The sequence below is a fragment of the bacterium genome (assembly GCA_018814885.1).
Classification (GTDB): domain Bacteria; phylum Krumholzibacteriota; class Krumholzibacteriia; order LZORAL124-64-63; family LZORAL124-64-63; genus JAHIYU01.
Genome location: JAHIYU010000115.1, coordinates 1 through 16,840 on the forward strand (window position 1 = coordinate 1; position 16,840 = coordinate 16,840).

Sequence of the window (16,840 nt, forward strand, 5' to 3'; positions counted from 1 at the left end):
CAACGAGGTCCGGGTGTCGCTCACTTCCGCGCGTACTGCTTCCGACACTCGCTGACCGGCAGGGGCGGCGGCCGCGGCCGCCGCCGTCATCATGCCGACTCCGAGAGCGAGCGCAATCGTAGTCCGTTTCATTTTATCAGGATCATCCGCCTCGACTGTTGGGTGTTCAGAGCGTTCAGCTCGTAGAAATACACGCCGCTGGCGGCCTGCTGGCCGTCGGTGGCGCGGCCGTCCCAGACGGCCTCGTGGCGACCGGCGGGGAGATCGCTCCAGGTGAATGTCGCCATAGTCCTGCCGGCAACGTCGAATATCCGTACGTCAGCGGTACCCGGCTCGTCAAGCCTGAAGACGATGGTGGTGCGGGGATTGAAAGGATTGGGGTAGTTGCCGACGAGGTGGGCGGAGATCCGCGGGGCCCCTTCCGCCCCGGTGGCGCCGCAGTCGGCGGGCAGGGCGCCGACCAGGGCGCCGGCACAGCCGGTGGCGCAGGTGCTGCCCGTCTGCAGGAGATAGTCGCCGGCGCCGCAGAACAGGGGATCGTCGGAGAAGTTGCCGCCGCCGTCGATGCCGCAGACCGCGTCGCCGCTGTCGTTGCCGTAGACGTCGCAGCAGGAGACCGTTGGCGTCGCTCCGTCGCAGTAGATCCCGTGACCGTTGGTGTTGAAGGCGATGATGCACTTCTCCAGCGCGGGCGCGCTGCCGAACATGGCGTACACGCCGCCACCCAGGCCGCCGGATACGCTGCCTTCGTTGCCGGCGATGGTGCAGTTGCGCAGCGTCGGCGCGGGAGTGAACATGGTGTGGACGCCCGCGGCGTCGGACAGCGGGTCGACACACTGGTTGTCGGCGATGATGCAGCCCTCGATCAGGGGATCGGAGGAGTCGACCGCCACACCGCCGCCGTAGATGTAGTCGTGTTCCAGGGTATTGCCGGTGATGGTGCAGCCCGACATGGTCCCCCCCGCACCGAGCTGATAGGCCACGCCGCCGCCGTTGCCCCGCGTGGAGTTGCCGCTGATGTCGCACCGGACGAGCGTCGGTGCGGAATCGCCGATGAAGAGGCCGCCGCCCTGGCCCCAGTCGGCGTTGATCACGTTGTTCGTGATCGTGCAGCCGCTCAGATAGGCATCGCTGCCGGTGCGGATGAAGACGCCGGCGCCGCTGGGCGCCTGGTTGGCGTCGATCGTGCAATCGATGACCCAGGGACTGCTGTTCTCCTCGATGGCCAGCCCGCCGCCCTGCTTGGCCTCGTTGGCGACGCAATCGACGCGGATCAGGGTGGGGCTCGCCTCGTTGTAGCAGATGACGCCGCCGTCGGTGCAGAGGGTGACGAGCACGTCGGCGATCACCACGTCGCGCCCGACGTGGCGCAGCAGGATGCCGGCGCCGTACGCCGCGGCGAAGGCGTTGCGGACCTGCAGGTTCTCGATGCGGCAGTCCGCCACGTTTTCCACGAAGATGCCGCGCCCGAGGCCCTGGGCGTCGATGATCGTGGCGCCGGAGCCGGCGCCGCGCAGGGTGACCCCCGATTTCATGATCACGCAGGCCGGCGCCGTACCGGGACCTTCGGTCTCGTGGGTGCAGTCGTAGTAGGTGTCGGCGGCGACCTCCACGACATCGCCCGCGGCGGCGGCCTGGACGGCGTCGTGGATCTCGTCGAAATCGCCGGGGACGTTGATCACGTCGGCAGAAGCGGACGCGACGGCCAGGACCGTCAACAGCAGGACGCAGAGGCTCACAGCCCTCGACATGAGGTAATCCTCCCATGTATGGATTCTGGGCCGGCACGCGGCCGGGGCGGGGGGTCGTTTGGTCAGGGGATTATAGCACAAACGACTGGTCCGTGACCATGCTCATGAAAACCCTTGTTTGAGTATAATGAATCTCTCCTTCCGGTTCCATCGGGAATGTAAATGATGTATAATATACGGGACGCCGGTCGCCCACCTGCTCGGCGCCATACAATCATCTGGATCATGATGGACCCCCCGCCCCATCACCGACCGTCGCCCTGGAGGCCATGATGCGTTTGCGCCCGGGAATCACATTCACGCTCATCCTGCTCGCCGCAACGACCGCCCTGGGATATCTGCCGTCCCGGACCGCATTACTGGACCAGCCGGGCAACGCGCTCGACGCCGAGGTCAAGATCCTCCAGGAAGGCCGTGATCTGGTGATCCTGCAGATGGACCTCAACCGTCTCGCGACGGAGCGCGTCGAGATCGGGGGACGCGACTTCAGCCGGCTCGTCATTTCCGGCGCCGCCGATCAGGGCACGCAGGGGCGTCCGGCCCTGCCAGCGATCAGCCGCCTGCTCCAGGTGCCCGACGGTCTCGGCGTCGCGATACGCGTCGTGGACATGGAAACGCGCGTATATGACACCGACCCGCTCGCGCCCGTGCCGCCGCGGGACGGCGAAGCCATCCAGGTGGACGAGGCCTACTACAAGCAGGACCTCTCGCACCTGCAGCCCACCGCCGAGATCGGCGCGCCGGGCGTCATGCGCGACCTGCGCGTCACCCCGGTCGTGTTCCACCCGGTGCAGTACGACCCTGCCGCCGGCAAGCTGACCGTCGCCGTGCGCATGATCGTGGAGATCGCCTTCGCAACCGACGGCGCGGGCGCCGACGTGCCGGCTCCTAAGCGCAGTTCGACCAGAACGGAATCGTTCGTCCGCTTCTACGAAACCAACGTCCTCAACTTCGACGATCCCGGCAAGAGCCTGCCCGTCGAGCTCGGCACCTATCTGTTGATCTGCCGCGACGACGCCACGGTCCTCTCCCACGTGACGCCGCTGCTCGACTGGCGCCGGCGCCAGGGTTACAACGTCCTGCTGGCCACCACGGCCGTGACCGGCACGACGACCACCTCCATCAAGGACTACATCCAGTACGCCTACGACCACGAGAAGCCCACGCTGGAGTTCGTGACCCTGGTCGGCGACATCGGCGGCAGCTACGGCATCCCGACGTACACCGAGACCGAAAGCGGCTACAGCGGCCGGGGCGATCATTACTACACGATGCTGGCGGGCGCCGACATCCTGCCGGACGTCCATCTCGCGCGCCTGTCCTTCGACGACGACAACCTGGACAACCTGCAGCAGGTCGTGAACAAGATCGTGAACTACGAGACCGTCCCGCCCACCGGCGCGGACCCGGGCTGGTTCACGCGCGGCAGCCTGGTCGGCGATCCCAGCTCCTCCGGCATCACCACGATCTACGTCAACCAGTGGGTGCGCGACCAGCTGCTCGCCCACCGGTACACGGAGATCGACTCCCTCTGGAACCCCAGCTGGTCGACCATGACGGCCAACTACAACAAGGGCGCCTCGCTCATGACCTACCGCGGCTGGCTGGGCATGAGCGGCATGCAGGCCAGCTACATCAACAACCTGACCAACGGCGGCGAGCTGAGCTTCGCCGTGGTGATGACCTGCGACACGGGCTCCATCGAGGACGACATGTGCCGGTCGGAGGCCTTCCTGCGCGCCCCCAACGGCGGCGGCGTTGCCAGCATCGGCACCGCGACTATCGGCACCCACACCCGCTACAACAACTGCATGTTCACCGGGGTGATCGACGGGGTCTACAACAGCGGCGACTTCCGGGTCGGCCCGGCTTCGACCAGGGGCAAGCTCGCCATGTACAGCAACTACTACCTGGCGGAGCCGCAGCGCACAGAGATCTGGATGGTCTGGAACAACCTGATCGGCGATGCCGCGACCGAGATCTGGACGGGCTTCCCCGGCGAGTTCTCCGTCACCTACGACACGACCATGGACCTCGGCGCCAACTCCGTGTTCGCCGTGGTGACCGACACGGGCAGCGGCCTGCCGGTCGCCGGCGCACGCGTCAACCTCTACAAGAGCGGCGAAGTACGTCTCTCCGCGACGACCGACGCCCTGGGACGGGTCAATCTGCCCATGTCGGGCTACACGGCCGGCGACCTGTTGATCACCGCCGTCAAGCACAACTACATCCCGCACCGCGGCACCATCGTGATCGGCGCGCCGACGGATCTCGTCGCGCTGGGGGCCTTCATCATCGACGACGCCGTCTGGGGCAACAGCGACGGGCTGCTCAATCCAGGCGAGCACGTGCAGGTCGCCGTCCAGCTGCACAACCACGGCTCGGTCACGGCCACGAGTGTCACCGCGACGATCAGCAGCAGCGATCCCTGGGTCACCATCGACGTGCCCGGCACCGGCTTCGGCGACATCGGTCCCGGCACCGACGACTGGGGCGACACCGCTTTCGAGATATCCTTGTCCCAGGACGCGCCCGCCGAGCACTTCGCCCAGATCGACCTGGCGGTGGCCAGCGGCGGCGAGACCTGGCATTCCCTGCTGGAGATCGAGATCACCGGCGGCTCCTTCCTGTATCTCGGCCGCACATACGGGGGCGCCGGCGGCGACCTGGATCCCGGCGAGACCGGCTCCCTCTCGGTGAACCTGCGCAACATAGGCAACGCCGCCATCACGGGCGCGACGGCCCACCTGATCAGCGGCAGCCCCTGGATCTCGTTCGGCGACGCCGACGGCACCTACGGCCCGATGGCGATCAACGCCGTCTCCGAGAACACGGCCGACCCGTTCGAGATCACGGTCTCGTCCGACTGCTTCCTGGGCCACCTGGCGACCTTCAGCGTCGCGCTCGAGACCGACGCGGGCGCGCGCGACACGATCGAGTTCCAGGCCCAGGTGGGCACCGCCTCCTCGGCGGATCCGGTCGGTCCGGACATATACGGCTATTACGCCTTCGACGACACCGACACGGGGTACGCCTACGCGCCGGTCTACGATTGGGTCGAGATAGACCCGACCCTCGGCGGCTCGGGCGCGGATCTGGGCCTGAGCGATTTCGGCTGGGAACAGGACGACACGGCGACCCTGGTCCTCCCCTTCGACTTCGTCTTCTACGGGGAGACGTTCGACCGCATCTCCATCTGCTCCAACGGCTGGCTCTCCATGGGCACCACCTCCCTGGTGACCTACCGCAACTGGTCGCTGCCCACGGCCGGGGCCCTCGACGGCATGATCTGCGGTTTCTGGGACAACCTCTACGACGCCGGCGCCGGCGGCGTGTTCTGGTGGCACGACACGGGCGAGAACCGCCTGATCGTGGAGTGGAGCCGCATGCGCAACGACGAGGGCGGCTCCGACGAGACCTTCCAGATCATCCTCTACGACCCCGCGGTCCACCAGACCGACACCGGCGACGGCGTCATCGAGATGATGTACAGCGCCGTCTCCCAGGTCGACGCCACCAACGGCTACGCCACCGTCGGGCTGCAGAACCTCGACCATACGGACGGCCTGCTCTACACCTACTGGAACCAGTACCCCGCCGCGGCGGCCCCCCTGGCGACGGGCCGCGCGCTGCGCTACCAGGCCTTCGCCGCCGTACCGACCGGACGGCTCGAGGGCGAGGTGACCAACGCGTCGGGCGGCGGAACGCCGGTCAAGGACGCGGAGATCGTGGTCCTGGGCGGCGGCCGCACCTTCCTCTCCTCGGCCGCGGGCAGCTACGCGGGCAACGTGCCGCCCGGCACTTTCGACATCGTCGCGATCCATCCGAGCTTCGCGCCCGACACGACCCGCAACGTGGTGATCGTCGAGGACGCCACGACGATCGTCGACTTCTCGCTGGTCGACATCGCCGGTCCCGATTTCAACGACACCACGGTCCTGACGGGAACGTCCGACACCGGCGGCCCGTACACAGTCGCGTCCACGGTCACCGATTACACGGGATTGGCCGGCGTCGACTTCTACTACCTGACCTCGGCCGGCGGCGGCCTGACCAAGCTGACGCCCACCGACCTGGGCGGCGGCGTGTATCAGGCCCAGATCCCGGGCCAGCCTCTCGACACCCGCGTCAGGTACTTCTTCACGGCCACAGACGTGCTCGGGCAGTTCACCACCGAGCCGGCGGGAGGCCTGGAGAACTCGTACGACTTCTGGGTGGACGACTCCTTCTACTACGGAGCCGACATGGAGACGGCCGACGGCTGGACCGCCGGCGGCGCCGGCGACACCGCCTACGCCGGCATCTGGACCCGCGTCGATCCCATCGGCGTATGGGAAGGAGAGGTGCCGGTCACGCCGGAGGACGATCACACGCCGCCCGACGGCGTCCTGTGCTGGGTCACCGGCAACGCCGAGACCGGCCAGCAAGGCGTGGACGATGTCGACGGCGGCGCCACCACCCTGCTGAGCCCGGTCTTCGATCTCGAAGGCTACAGCGGCCTGACCTTCAGCTACTGGCGCTGGTACAGCAACGACACCGGCAACAACCCCGGCGAGGACGAGTGGGTCGTGCAGGTCAATGACGGTTCCGGCTGGACGGACATCGAGCGCACCCCGACCAGCGAACGCAGCTGGCTCCAGATCACCTACCCGCTGGCCGGCTTCGCGTCGGCGACCGCCACGGTGCAGTTCCGCTTCGTCGCGACCGACGGCGGCGCCGGCGGCTCGGTGGTCGAGGCCGGCGTCGACGACTTCCTGCTCTACAACGACCTGACGCAGGTGGACGAGGAGGATCCGCTGGTCACCGTGACCGGCCCCCTGCCCGGCTCGGCCTACAGCGGCGGCCTTTTACCCGCTGTCGCGTGGGACTCGGCGGACAACGTCGGCGTGACCTCGACCTTCATCTACTACTCGGCCGACGGCGGCGTCACGTGGCCGTATCTGGTCGCCGACGGCGCGCTCACCTCGCCGCACGACCCCGCGTGGACCGGAGTGCCCGACAGCGACGAGGCCCTGATCAAGGTCGTCTGCTTCGACGCGGTCCTGAACGTGGACGCCGACGCCATGGACGGCACCTTCACCCTGGACGCGACCACTGGCGCGGGCGGCGGCGCCCTGCCGCCGCGCGCCGTCCTCTCGCAGAATCACCCCAACCCCTTCAACCCGGCCACGGAGATCCGTTTCGCCCTACCGTCGCAGCAGCCGATCACCCTGAAGGTGTACGACGTCGCGGGACGAGAGGTGGCGACGCTGGCCGCCGGCCTGCACGAAGCCGGCACCCACGCCTTCATCTGGCGCGGCGAGAACGACGACGGAGCGCGTGTTGCATCCGGACTGTACTTCTACCGGCTGATGACGGAGGATGGGCCGGAGACCCGCAAGATGATGCTACTCAAGTGACATGCGGCGGGGCGTGGTTTCCCCGGAACTGCGCGACTGCGTCAACCACGCCCCGCCGACTGTCGACCGGATCGGCGAAATGATCGAGAAGGCCATGATCAGACTGCTGCTTCTAGCCGCCGTGCTCGCCTGTATGGCGGGCTGTGGACAAGAGGATGTCGCTCGCGTGCGCGGTGGCGTCTCGATAGCCGACGCGGACGCCGCGGCCGGGCCCGTCTTCGACGCCCAGATCGTCCTGTGCCGACGGGTCGGGAGCAAGACCGGCAAGCGCCTGGACATCGGCGAAAGCTTCGCGGAAGGTTACGAGACGAGGGACCGCTACATTCACGCGTTCGTCGATTTCACCGGCGCGCGGGCCGGCGTGCATCAGGTGCACCTGGTCTGGATCAGGCCGGGAGGCAAGGAACTGTTCCGGATGTTCGCCGAGGTCCGCGTCACCCCCGCGCCCGACGGGTACGTCACGGAGATCGCCTGGCTCAATGCGGAGGACCTCCATTACCGCCAGGACGAGGAACCCGTCGCCGGCGCGACCGCCGACTTCAGTCTGCACTCCAGGCTCAACGTGGCACCGGAGAAGGGGCGCGACGCCGGTGCGTACGCCCTGCGGGTCTACTGGAACCGGGAGCTGCTGGCTGAAAGGTCCTTCCTTTTCCATTCAATGGACGGCTAGTCCGCCACCGGATATGAGCAGCAGGAACGGGAGCATCACTCTTTCATGAACTGCAAGATCAGAGTGTGCCAGGTCATCAACCGTTTCATGGTCGGCGGCGCGGAGACTGTGGCGCTCGATCTCTCCCGCAAGCTAGACCCGGGCCGATATGAGGTCAGGGTGCTAGCACCGCTCGCACCGATCCAGAGCTCGGGTCATGCCGACATGGAACAGCGCTTCCTCGACGCCGGGATCGCCACCGATAATCTCGCCATCACGTCTTTCCACAATCCCCTGTCCATACTTCGCTTGTACCTCTATTTCCGCAGAGGCCGCTTCGACATCGTTCACGGCCACAACAGGCTCTCCGACGCCTGGGCCGTCGAGATCGGCGCCCTGGCCGGGATCCCCCACCGATTCTGGACACGTCATCTCGTCTACCAGGACATGACCGCGGCCCTGATCCGGCGTTACTCCCGTTTGTCCCGCAAGGCGGACCTCGTTTTCGCCGTCTCCGACGCCGTGCGCGAGAACTGCATCGAGGTCGAGAGGATAGCGCCGGAGAAAGTCGTCACTCTTGTCAACGGCATCGACACGGAGAGATACTGCCCGATCCCCGCAGAGGTGATTGGCAAAAAGCGCCGCGAACTCGGCGTGACCGCGGATGAGCATCTTCTCCTTTACGTGGCGCGCATGAACGAGCAGAAAGCGCCGGAGGGATTCGTACGTCTGATATGGAGATTGCGCGAGATGGGAGTGCCTGCGCGAGGCTTCATGTGCGGTACCGGCCCCATCGAGAGAGACGTTCGAAATCTCATCGCCGACGGGCCCACAGGCGTAGAGATGCTCGGCGTCCGCAACGACATTCCCGCCTTACTCGGCACGGCAGACCTCTTCGTCTCAACATCCCGCAACGAAGGATTGCCATTGAACGTGATGGAAGCCATGTCGAGTGGGGCGGCCTTCGTGGCCCCAAACATCGAACAGATCTCGTGTCTGCTCGCAAACTCGGGACTTCGCGACATGTGCCTCTACGCGCCGCCACCTCAGCGGGGCGATCTGCCGGATCATCTGATCGATACGTGGGCGGCGAAAGTGGCCGAGGTCGTGAAGGACGACCAGTGGCGGCGCACGGTGGGTGCCAAGTCCCGCGAAATCATCCGTGCCGAGTATTCACTGGAGCGGATGGTCTCCGCCTACCAGGATGCATACGAAGAAACGCTCACCGCACGCTCTCGTACAGTTCCGTGATCTTATCGGCAAACTGTTCCCAGGTGTAGTTGCTCAGTACGTGTTCACGTATGGCGCGACGATCCCACTGACGGCGTAGCGCCTCCACGAGGGCATCGGTCAACGCCTTTACATCGGCGGGCGGCACCAGTATGCCGCAGGTGGGTTCCGCGATGGTCTCGGGCAGGCCATCGGTCCGACTCGCGACGACGGGCAGTCCCACGGACATCGCCTCGATGGTCGCCACGGGCATGCCCTCCGAGAGGGTGGGCAGGCAGAAAATGTCCGACTGCTGCATCTCGCGCACCATTTCTTCGTGAGGCAAACGGCCGGCGACAGTGACCCGATCGGCGATGCCGAGATCCTTGGCCAGATCTTCCAGGGAAGATTTCAGGGGACCGCCTCCGACGAAGTACAACGTAGAGCTGTCCCGCAGGTCTGCGGGCAGGTGCGTGAAGGCATGCAACAGGAGCTGGTGGTTCTTTCGCGGCAACAACTGCGCCACGGTGATGATGCGGTGTCCGAATTCGGTGCGGTTTGCGTCGGGCTCGAAGAGATCGGTTTCTACGCCGTGGAAAATGATATGCGTGTTGGGATGTGTGAGCCCCGCCGCCGCTGCGGCATTCCGGGTGGATCGACAATTGAACAGCAGCGCGGAGGCTCTGCGGACATGCTTGATCACGTAGCCGCTGTGCGGGAACTCGTGCAGATAGACATTGGCGTCGTTACCGATGCCTTGAACGACCACGGGAAGGCCGTGCTCGCGACCCATCATGGAGGCGCATACGCCTTCAGGCGAGATCCAGGGCGCATGCACGACATCTGGCTTGAATTCGCGTACGATCTCGGCCAGGTGTTTTCGGAGCTGCCGATACATGAACCAGCCTTCGTACCCCCATAGCAGTTTCTTGGGTCCCCAGCGCCAGCGGGGGTAGGTCACCGGTATACCCCTCACCTCTCCGGCCCGGGGGGAGTCTCCACGCTCGCGCAGCCACTCGCGAACGACGCCGGGCTTGGTCACGCCCTGCCTGAGCAGGGCCGGCGGAGGCGTCATGCCGACCGGACAGACGACACGAACAGCGTGTCCCGTACAATCCCGCAGCGCCACAGTCCCCCGGATGTTCCAGGGACCCGAAAGCCAGTCAAAACTCGAGGGGAACATGCTGCAGAGCCAGAGTATTCTCATCGGGCGATTCATCTTCCATTGGCGGCAACGTGCCACTGGCGGCGTAAGCCGGGGTCAAAAACCGTTCAAACCCGGCTGCTGCTGGGAGTCGAAGATGCGAGCCGTTCCAGATCGGCGTCGACCATCAGATGGACCAGTTCGGCGAAGCTGGTCGAGGGGACCCAGCCCAGATTCTCGCGCGCCTTGCTGCAGTCGCCCAGCAACACGTTGACCTCTGCAGGCCGGTAGAACCTGGGATCGACCTCGACGTGTTTCTCCCACTCCAGGTCGACGTGCGAGAAGGCGATCTGGCAGAACTCGCGCACGGAGTGGGTCTCGCCACTGGAGATGACGTAGTCCTCGGGCTCGTCCTGCTGCAGCATCAGCCACATGGCGCGAACATAGTCCGCGGCGTAGCCCCAGTCGCGCTTGGCGTCGAGATTGCCAAGGTACAGCTTGGCCTGCAAGCCCAGCTTGATGCGTGCCACGCCGTCGCTGATCTTGCGGGTCACGAACTCCAGGCCGCGTCGCGGCGACTCATGGTTGAAGAGGATGCCCGATACGGCAAAAATGTTGTAGCTTTCGCGGTAGTTGATCGTGATGTAGTGGCCGTAGCACTTGGCCACGCCGTAGGGACTGCGCGGATACAGAGGCGTCAACTCGGTCTGCGGCGTCTCGCGGACGGCACCGAACATCTCGCTGGACGAGGCCTGGTAGACCTTGATGGACTTGTCCACCATCTTGATCGCTTCCAGTACGCGCGTCACGCCGAGGGCCGTGACGTCGCCGGTGAAGATGGGCTGTTTCCAGGACGTCGGCACGAAGGACTGCGCCGCGAGATTGTAGATCTCATGCGGGCGGACCTCGCTCACGGCGTCGATCACCGATGTCTGATCGGTCAAGTCGGCCGCGACGAAGTTCAGACGTTCCTTGATGTGATTGACCCGCTCGATGGTCTCGGTACTGGTCCGGCGGACCATGCCGAAGACCTCGTAACCCTCTTCGAGCAGGAGTTCAGCTAGATACGAGCCGTCCTGGCCCGTGATGCCGGTGATCATCGCGCGCCGCGGGTTGCTGGTAGCCATCTTATCCGACCTTTCTTCCCGTCTGCTCATCGTCATCGCGCTGTTTCAGGACAATACGGATTTCCCGGGACTTGAAGATCCCGGGATGTCCTCCGTCCGGCGCAGGGCAGCAATTGCCTCAACCCGCGGTGCAGTATAACCCAGGACTCCGATATCTGGCAAGCTCGCCGCCGAGCCTGCATCCCGTCGGTATATCGGCGCCCGGCCGCCACGGTTGACAGGAAAAGACACGAGACAAAGGCGCGGCGCGGTTTTGACACGGCCGCAACCCGCCACTATAATCCACTCTCATCAGGCCTCGTGGGCACGCACGACGAGACCCGTATCTTCCCCGACGAACGGATCGCAGCAGATGGATCTCGGACGCTTCTACGCCGGCAAGACCGTCCTGGTGACCGGCGCCGCGGGCTTCATCGGCTCGCATCTGACCGACGGGCTCGTCGCACTCGGGTGCCGGGTCCGCGCCCTGGACGACCTGTCCGACGGCTTGTTGAAGAACCTGGACAACGCGATGGACAGCATCGAGTTCCGCGAGGGATCGCTCAACGACATGACCATCCTGGAGGCGCTGGTGCCGGGCTGCGACGTGGTCTTCCACCTGGGCGCGAACGCCTCGGTCCCCCGTTCGTCACAGAATCCGGCCTACGACTTCGAGCGCAACCTGGCCGCCACCTTCAACGTGCTGGAGGCGGTCCGAGCCGGAGGCGCCGGGCGGCTGCTCTTCGCCTCATCGGCCGCCGTCTACGGCGAGCCCCAGACCGCGGACGGCCGGATGGGCGAGAACCACCCCTTCGTGCCCAAGTCGCCCTACGGCGGCACCAAGCTGGCCGGCGAGTTCATGATCGACGCCTACACACGCTGCTACGACCTCGACCACCGGCGCGTGCGCATCTTCAACACATTCGGCCCGCGCCAGCGCAAGTACGTGATGTTCGATCTGCTGGAGAAGCTGCGCCGCGATCCGGAGCATCTCGAGGTGATCGGGACCGGCGAGCAGCAACGCGACTACAACTACGTCGCCGACACGGTGCTGGCCCTGCTGACCGTGGCCGCCCACACGCACGCGCGCGCCAAAGTCTACAACATCGCCGGCGGCCGTCCCGTGAGCATCCGCGACCTGGTTGACCTGATCATCAAGGCCACGGGCATCGAGCGCCCCGAGATCACCTACACCATGGAGAGCTGGCCCGGCGACGTGGTGAGCATGGTCGCCGACACCTCGCGCATCGAGACCGAACTGGGCTACAAACCGGCAGTGGGTCTGGAGGACGGCCTGCGCCGGCTGGTGGACTGGCATCGCGAGCTGTACGGCGCACCCTGGTAGTATCACACGACCGCCTGCAAAAGAAGAAAGGCCCGGGAGCCGAAGCTTCCGGGCCCTGTCGTTCGCGTCCGGGACGCGAGTCATGAGGAGACTAGCGGTAGAGGCTCTTCACGGCGCCCCAGGCGCTGTCCTCGTTGCCGACCGGAGCATCGATCGTGACGGTCACGAGGCAGCCCGCGCTAGAATAGGCGTCCACGCCCAGATAGTACCAGCCTTCGGCCGCGGCCACATAGGTGATCAGTTCCTGGGCACCGCTGCAGCAGTTGTCCGAGCCGGCCACGCAGGAAGTCAAGGGATCCGCGCAGTCCGTGAACAGGTACATGGCCATGTCGCATGCGCCGTCTTCGGTGACGGTGAACGTCTCGCCAAGGGTCAGGTAGATCTTGTAGAAGGCGTCGGGGCCGTCGGCGCTGTAACCGGTACAGCCGCCGTAAACCATGGGCTCCTGGTTTGTGAAGCCGCCATCGGCGAGATCCACGTCGAACTGAGACAGACCCTGCACCTGCAGATCGATGGCGCCCGTGCAGACGTCATTGTCGGGCGGCGGCGGAGGCGGCTCATCCAGGGTGGCGGTCAGGATGTACGTTCCCGAGTAGGAGGCGCTGTAGCCCGTGATCTCGACGAAGTAGGTGCCGGCCACGGTGAAGGTGTAGTTGATGATCGAGTAATAGTTGGGATACCCGACATCGTCGTTGTAGGCCAGCTGGGTCGTGCCGTCGGTATCGAAGAGATACATCTTGGTGTCGCCGATGTCGCCGGGGTGGGTCTCGAACTCGACGATATCGCCTGCCCCGACGGTGATCGCGAAGAAGTCGACTTCTCCGGCCGGATCGATGGCGGCGTTCATGTCGTCGCCGACGGTCAGCGTGTTGGCCGTCGTGTAGTCATCGTTGGGCTCGGCTTCGGCGGCGCGCCCGTTGGGTGAATACTGCGCCAAAGGCTTCTCCAGGGGGGGTTTGGCAACGGCGATGCTGCTGATCAGGCAGAGCGCCATCAAAACGACTAGCATGGTACGCATAAGCGTCCCTCCTTCGGAAATGTGAGTGCAAGGTTCGCTGTGCGACTCAAGATGCAGGAGGCGGGGAAGCCCTGCTTGACTGCTCAAGCCCGACAGCCGGCTCTCAATTCGTCATTGATCGTATCATATCGAGAGGGGTTGATACAACCATTTTTCAAGAAAATATCACGAATGGATACGTTTTAGTGACAATCTTGTCACTACTCCGTGGATTTTTTAGGGGTTGGTCGGGAAAACCCCTATGCGATCGAGTCCAATCTCTCACCCATCCGCAGGCGGTGCCGCAGGCCCATCAGGCGGGTGTCCAGCGCCCGCAGCTCGCCCAGGTTGGCCCGCTCGCGGGCCGACGGCTCGATCACGTCCACCATGGCGCCGTTGTTGATCACCACGCGGCGATCGCCCATCAGGGCCAGGATGGGGTCGTGGGTGGCCATCAGGACGATCTTGTCCTGGCCGATCAGGATGTCGAGGGCCTTCTGGCGGTCGATGCCGGCGTTCTCGATCTCGTCGATCAGCACCACCGGGGAGCGGCTCAGCACGGCGGTGTCGGCGATCATCAGGGCGCGGGATTGGCCCCCGGACAGGCTCGTGACGGGCGTGTCCAGGGCGAAGGGTTCGCCCGCGAGCGCGTTGGCGTCCTTCCAGATCCGCTGGATCTTGGCCTCGGGATCGGGCGCCTGGCGGCTGTCGGCATGCAGGGCCAGGAAATCCGCCACGGACAGGTCCATGACGAAGTTCATGTTCTGGCTGAGCTGGGCCACGAGCTTGTGCTCGCTGGACGTGCGCCATTTCATCCCCGCTTCGCGGCCGTTGATGGTCACGCGGCGACCGGTGGGCGTGTCGCCGCGGGCCACCCACTCGATGTCCGCCAGCAGTCGGCTCTTGCCCGAGCCGGTGGGACCCACGATGCAGATCACCTCGCCCAGACGCGCCGACAGCTCGGACACCGGTTCCGGCTCGCCGCCCTTGTCGTATCCCCCGTAGACGGCGATCTCGGCGACCCGTTCCTCCTCGCCGGCGAGGAAGGCGTCCATCTCGGCCAGAAAGCCCGCGAGGTCGTCCAGCAGCCCGGCGGCCGGCGTGGCCGCGAGCGCCAGGGCGGGATCGTCGCCCAGTTCCGTGCCGCGCTCCGCGAGCCAGCCCTGGGCGAAGGGCCAGCGGTCCAGCAGCTCGCCGACGCTCAGGCCGCGCAGGGTGTCGGGGGTGATCATCGCCCGTCCCCCTCGGGACCGGTCTGCGGACCCGTCAGCGGCGCCGCCTGCTGACGGTCGGCCTGTCCGTCGAGATCGATCTTGCGCACGTTGCCCATCTGGTACCGCGAGCCGATGCGGGTCTCGCCGAGGCAGTACGAGCACAGTGCCGCCGGCATGCTGAAACGCAGGCGCTTGCCCTCGGCCGTCGCCACCTCGGCGCCCTCCTCCCAGAGGGTCGAGAACTCGTAGCTGCCCTGGCCGGTGATGCCGTTGACGTGCATGATGCGGGCCCTGGGGTTTACCCTATGGACGCGCGTCGCGAAGACCTCCCGCTCGGCCTGGCTGACGATGTCGCCCTTGGTGATCACCACGATGTCGGCCGACTTCAGCATGGGGCCGATCTTCTGCGGCGTGTCGATGCCCGACAGGTTGTCGATGACGCAGACCGACAGGATGTCGCGGATGTACGGCGAGCAGCGGTTGCAGAGGCCGGCGCTCTCGCTCACCAGCACGTCGAGCCCCTCGGCCAGGCCCCACTGGACGCATTCCTCCACGTTGCTCACGAAGTAGTGGTCGGGGCACAGGGCGCCGCTGAGGCCCTTGCGCACGGGGATGCCCGCCGCCTGGTAGACCTCGTCGTCGAGGGTGGACAGGCAGTCGAACTTTACGACGCCGATCTTGCGGTCCGCCCGGCGCAGATGGGTCAGGGTCTTCAGGATCACCGCGGTCTTGCCCGACGACGGCGGGCCGCTGACGGTCACGAATCTCATCTCAGACCTCCGCGCCTTCCCTGAAGATCTCCAGCATGCGGGGGATGCGCTCCCCCAGGTCGTGCTCGCGGACGAAATCCCAGCCCAGCCACAGCCAGGGCGCGGGCTCGGGCAGCTCGTTCACCACGTCCGGGTGCAGCGAGGGGAACAGCCCGCGGTGGCTGAGCACCTCGCCGGCCTCCTTCGAGAGGAAGAAGTCGGCCAGCTCGCGCGTGCCGGCCGGCGCATTCGCCTGCTCGAGCATGAAGATGGGGCTGATGATCGCGCCGTCCGCGGGCCAGACGACCTCCACCTGGGGATTCATCCTGGCCATGCGCGAGAAGAAGTACGGGATCACCGAGACCGTCGGCACCTCGCCGCGGTTGGCCTTGAACCGGCCCGCCGCCTGGCTGGGGTGGAGCGACTTCATGAGGTTGCGCGACAGGGCGCGCACGCCGTGGTCGCCGAAGTGCTTCCACAGGGTCAGCAGGATGCCGTTGAACAGGTCGAAGTCGCCCACCGGCAACGCGATGCGCTTCTCAAGGCGGGGCGAGAGCAGGTCGGCCCAGGAGCGCGGCACGTCCTCTCCTTCACCCAGTTGCTGCTTGTCGACCAGGAAGACGGCCGGTACGACGCCGATCATGGCGAAGTGGCCGTCCGGGTCCTTCAGTTCCAGGCCCGCGAAGTCGGCGTTGACGGCCTCGGACGAGCGGTCGACGAAGACACCGGCGTCCTTGAAGCGGGCCAGGTTGCGGCGGTCGAAGAAGGACTCGAAACCGGCCGACAGGAAGATGTGGGGCAGGTCGTCGCGGGTGCGGATGCGGGCCATTTCCTTCTGCACCACGTCCATGCCCACGCTGGCGGCGGCCAACTTGTAGCCGACGGTCACGCCGTGGCGCTCGACCACCTCGTTCTTGACTGTCTCGAAGGCTTCCAGCAACGGGATGCGCACCGGGCAGGGCAGCAGTCCGGCCACCTTGATGTCGCCTTCGCGGGGGAACATCCGGTCGTCGTCGGCCATCTGCAGGGTTATGTCCTCGCTGCGGCGGCTGCCTTCGACGACCGCGACGAGCAGGGACCGGAAAGCCTCGAAGTCCTTGCCCTTCATCCGAGTGGCCTGGCCCAGCGTGACCAGCTTGCCGTGGGAACTGCGCTTGCTCTCGTCCCCGACATGCGCGAAACCGTTGTCCACGAAGGCGGGGATGGTCTCGGGGTACGTCTCGGTGACCTCGAAGAGGGTCATGTCCGGCGTGATCGTCACGGTGTCCATGAGGCTT

11 protein-coding genes are annotated in these 16,840 nt (G+C 65.8%); 4 read left to right on the top strand and 7 right to left on the bottom strand.

Annotated elements, in window-relative coordinates; all coding sequences use genetic code 11:
- Positions 1 to 128: 128 nt before the first annotated feature.
- On the bottom strand, positions 129 to 1,751 hold the full coding sequence (locus tag KJ554_07580; GenBank protein MBU0742189.1) for a right-handed parallel beta-helix repeat-containing protein: 1,623 nt from the start codon (positions 1,749 to 1,751) through the stop codon (positions 129 to 131).
- Positions 1,752 to 2,020: 269 nt separating this feature from the next.
- Between KJ554_07580 and KJ554_07585 the strand changes: the two genes are divergently transcribed.
- The 3 genes from KJ554_07585 to KJ554_07595 are packed head-to-tail and all read left to right on the top strand — an operon-like array spanning position 2,021 to position 9,050.
- On the top strand, positions 2,021 to 7,150 hold the full coding sequence (locus tag KJ554_07585) for a carboxypeptidase regulatory-like domain-containing protein (protein ID MBU0742190.1): 5,130 nt from the start codon (positions 2,021 to 2,023) through the stop codon (positions 7,148 to 7,150).
- A gap of 13 nt (positions 7,151 to 7,163) precedes the next feature.
- Complete coding sequence (locus tag KJ554_07590; protein ID MBU0742191.1) at positions 7,164 to 7,820, top strand: hypothetical protein; 657 nt, start codon at positions 7,164 to 7,166, stop codon at positions 7,818 to 7,820.
- A gap of 45 nt (positions 7,821 to 7,865) precedes the next feature.
- Positions 7,866 to 9,050 carry a glycosyltransferase family 4 protein gene (locus KJ554_07595; GenBank protein ID MBU0742192.1) on the top strand — a complete coding sequence of 395 codons (1,185 nt, stop codon included), beginning with the start codon at positions 7,866 to 7,868 and terminating at the stop codon, positions 9,048 to 9,050.
- Here KJ554_07595 and KJ554_07600 read toward each other — a convergent pair.
- Entirely contained in the window at positions 9,022 to 10,191 is a 1,170-nt protein-coding gene (locus tag KJ554_07600; protein MBU0742193.1) for a glycosyltransferase, read from the bottom strand. The two genes, KJ554_07595 and KJ554_07600, sit on opposite strands and share 29 nt — an antisense overlap.
- 89 nt (positions 10,192 to 10,280) lie before the next feature.
- The gene (gene gmd, locus KJ554_07605) at positions 10,281 to 11,279 is read right to left on the bottom strand and encodes a GDP-mannose 4,6-dehydratase (GenBank protein ID MBU0742194.1); all 999 of its coding nucleotides are present in this window, start codon (positions 11,277 to 11,279) and stop codon (positions 10,281 to 10,283) included.
- Between the two features lie 352 nt (positions 11,280 to 11,631).
- On the opposite strand from gmd, the gene KJ554_07610 reads away from it, so the two are divergent.
- On the top strand, positions 11,632 to 12,603 hold the full coding sequence (locus KJ554_07610; protein MBU0742195.1) for a GDP-mannose 4,6-dehydratase: 972 nt from the start codon (positions 11,632 to 11,634) through the stop codon (positions 12,601 to 12,603).
- Between the two features lie 91 nt (positions 12,604 to 12,694).
- On the opposite strand, the gene KJ554_07615 is transcribed toward KJ554_07610, so the two are convergent.
- From KJ554_07615 to KJ554_07630, 4 genes are all read right to left on the bottom strand, one after another.
- Positions 12,695 to 13,621: a PPC domain-containing protein gene (locus KJ554_07615; protein ID MBU0742196.1), complete on the bottom strand. Its 927-nt coding sequence runs from the start codon at positions 13,619 to 13,621 to the stop codon at positions 12,695 to 12,697.
- A gap of 239 nt (positions 13,622 to 13,860) precedes the next feature.
- Complete coding sequence (locus tag KJ554_07620; GenBank protein MBU0742197.1) at positions 13,861 to 14,832, bottom strand: ATP-binding cassette domain-containing protein; 972 nt, start codon at positions 14,830 to 14,832, stop codon at positions 13,861 to 13,863.
- Positions 14,829 to 15,584: a hypothetical protein gene (locus tag KJ554_07625; GenBank protein MBU0742198.1), complete on the bottom strand. Its 756-nt coding sequence runs from the start codon at positions 15,582 to 15,584 to the stop codon at positions 14,829 to 14,831. The genes KJ554_07620 and KJ554_07625 overlap by 4 nt, the downstream gene beginning before the upstream one ends.
- 1 nt (position 15,585) lies before the next feature.
- Entirely contained in the window at positions 15,586 to 16,833 is a 1,248-nt protein-coding gene (locus KJ554_07630) for an ABC transporter substrate-binding protein (GenBank protein MBU0742199.1), read from the bottom strand.
- Positions 16,834 to 16,840 lie beyond the last annotated feature (7 nt).

Coding starts and splice junctions, on each gene's coding strand:
- KJ554_07580 (MBU0742189.1), bottom strand. CDS start 1,751: ATGTCGAGGGCTGTGAGCCTCTGCGTCCTGCTGTTGACGGTCCTGGCC.
- KJ554_07620 (MBU0742197.1), bottom strand. CDS start 14,832: ATGATCACCCCCGACACCCTGCGCGGCCTGAGCGTCGGCGAGCTGCTG.
- KJ554_07600 (MBU0742193.1), bottom strand. CDS start 10,191: ATGTTCCCCTCGAGTTTTGACTGGCTTTCGGGTCCCTGGAACATCCGG.
- KJ554_07615 (MBU0742196.1), bottom strand. CDS start 13,621: ATGCGTACCATGCTAGTCGTTTTGATGGCGCTCTGCCTGATCAGCAGC.
- KJ554_07595 (MBU0742192.1), top strand. CDS start 7,866: ATGAACTGCAAGATCAGAGTGTGCCAGGTCATCAACCGTTTCATGGTC.
- KJ554_07630 (MBU0742199.1), bottom strand. CDS start 16,833: ATGGACACCGTGACGATCACGCCGGACATGACCCTCTTCGAGGTCACC.
- KJ554_07625 (MBU0742198.1), bottom strand. CDS start 15,584: ATGAGATTCGTGACCGTCAGCGGCCCGCCGTCGTCGGGCAAGACCGCG.
- KJ554_07585 (MBU0742190.1), top strand. CDS start 2,021: ATGATGCGTTTGCGCCCGGGAATCACATTCACGCTCATCCTGCTCGCC.
- KJ554_07610 (MBU0742195.1), top strand. CDS start 11,632: ATGGATCTCGGACGCTTCTACGCCGGCAAGACCGTCCTGGTGACCGGC.
- gmd (MBU0742194.1), bottom strand. CDS start 11,279: ATGGCTACCAGCAACCCGCGGCGCGCGATGATCACCGGCATCACGGGC.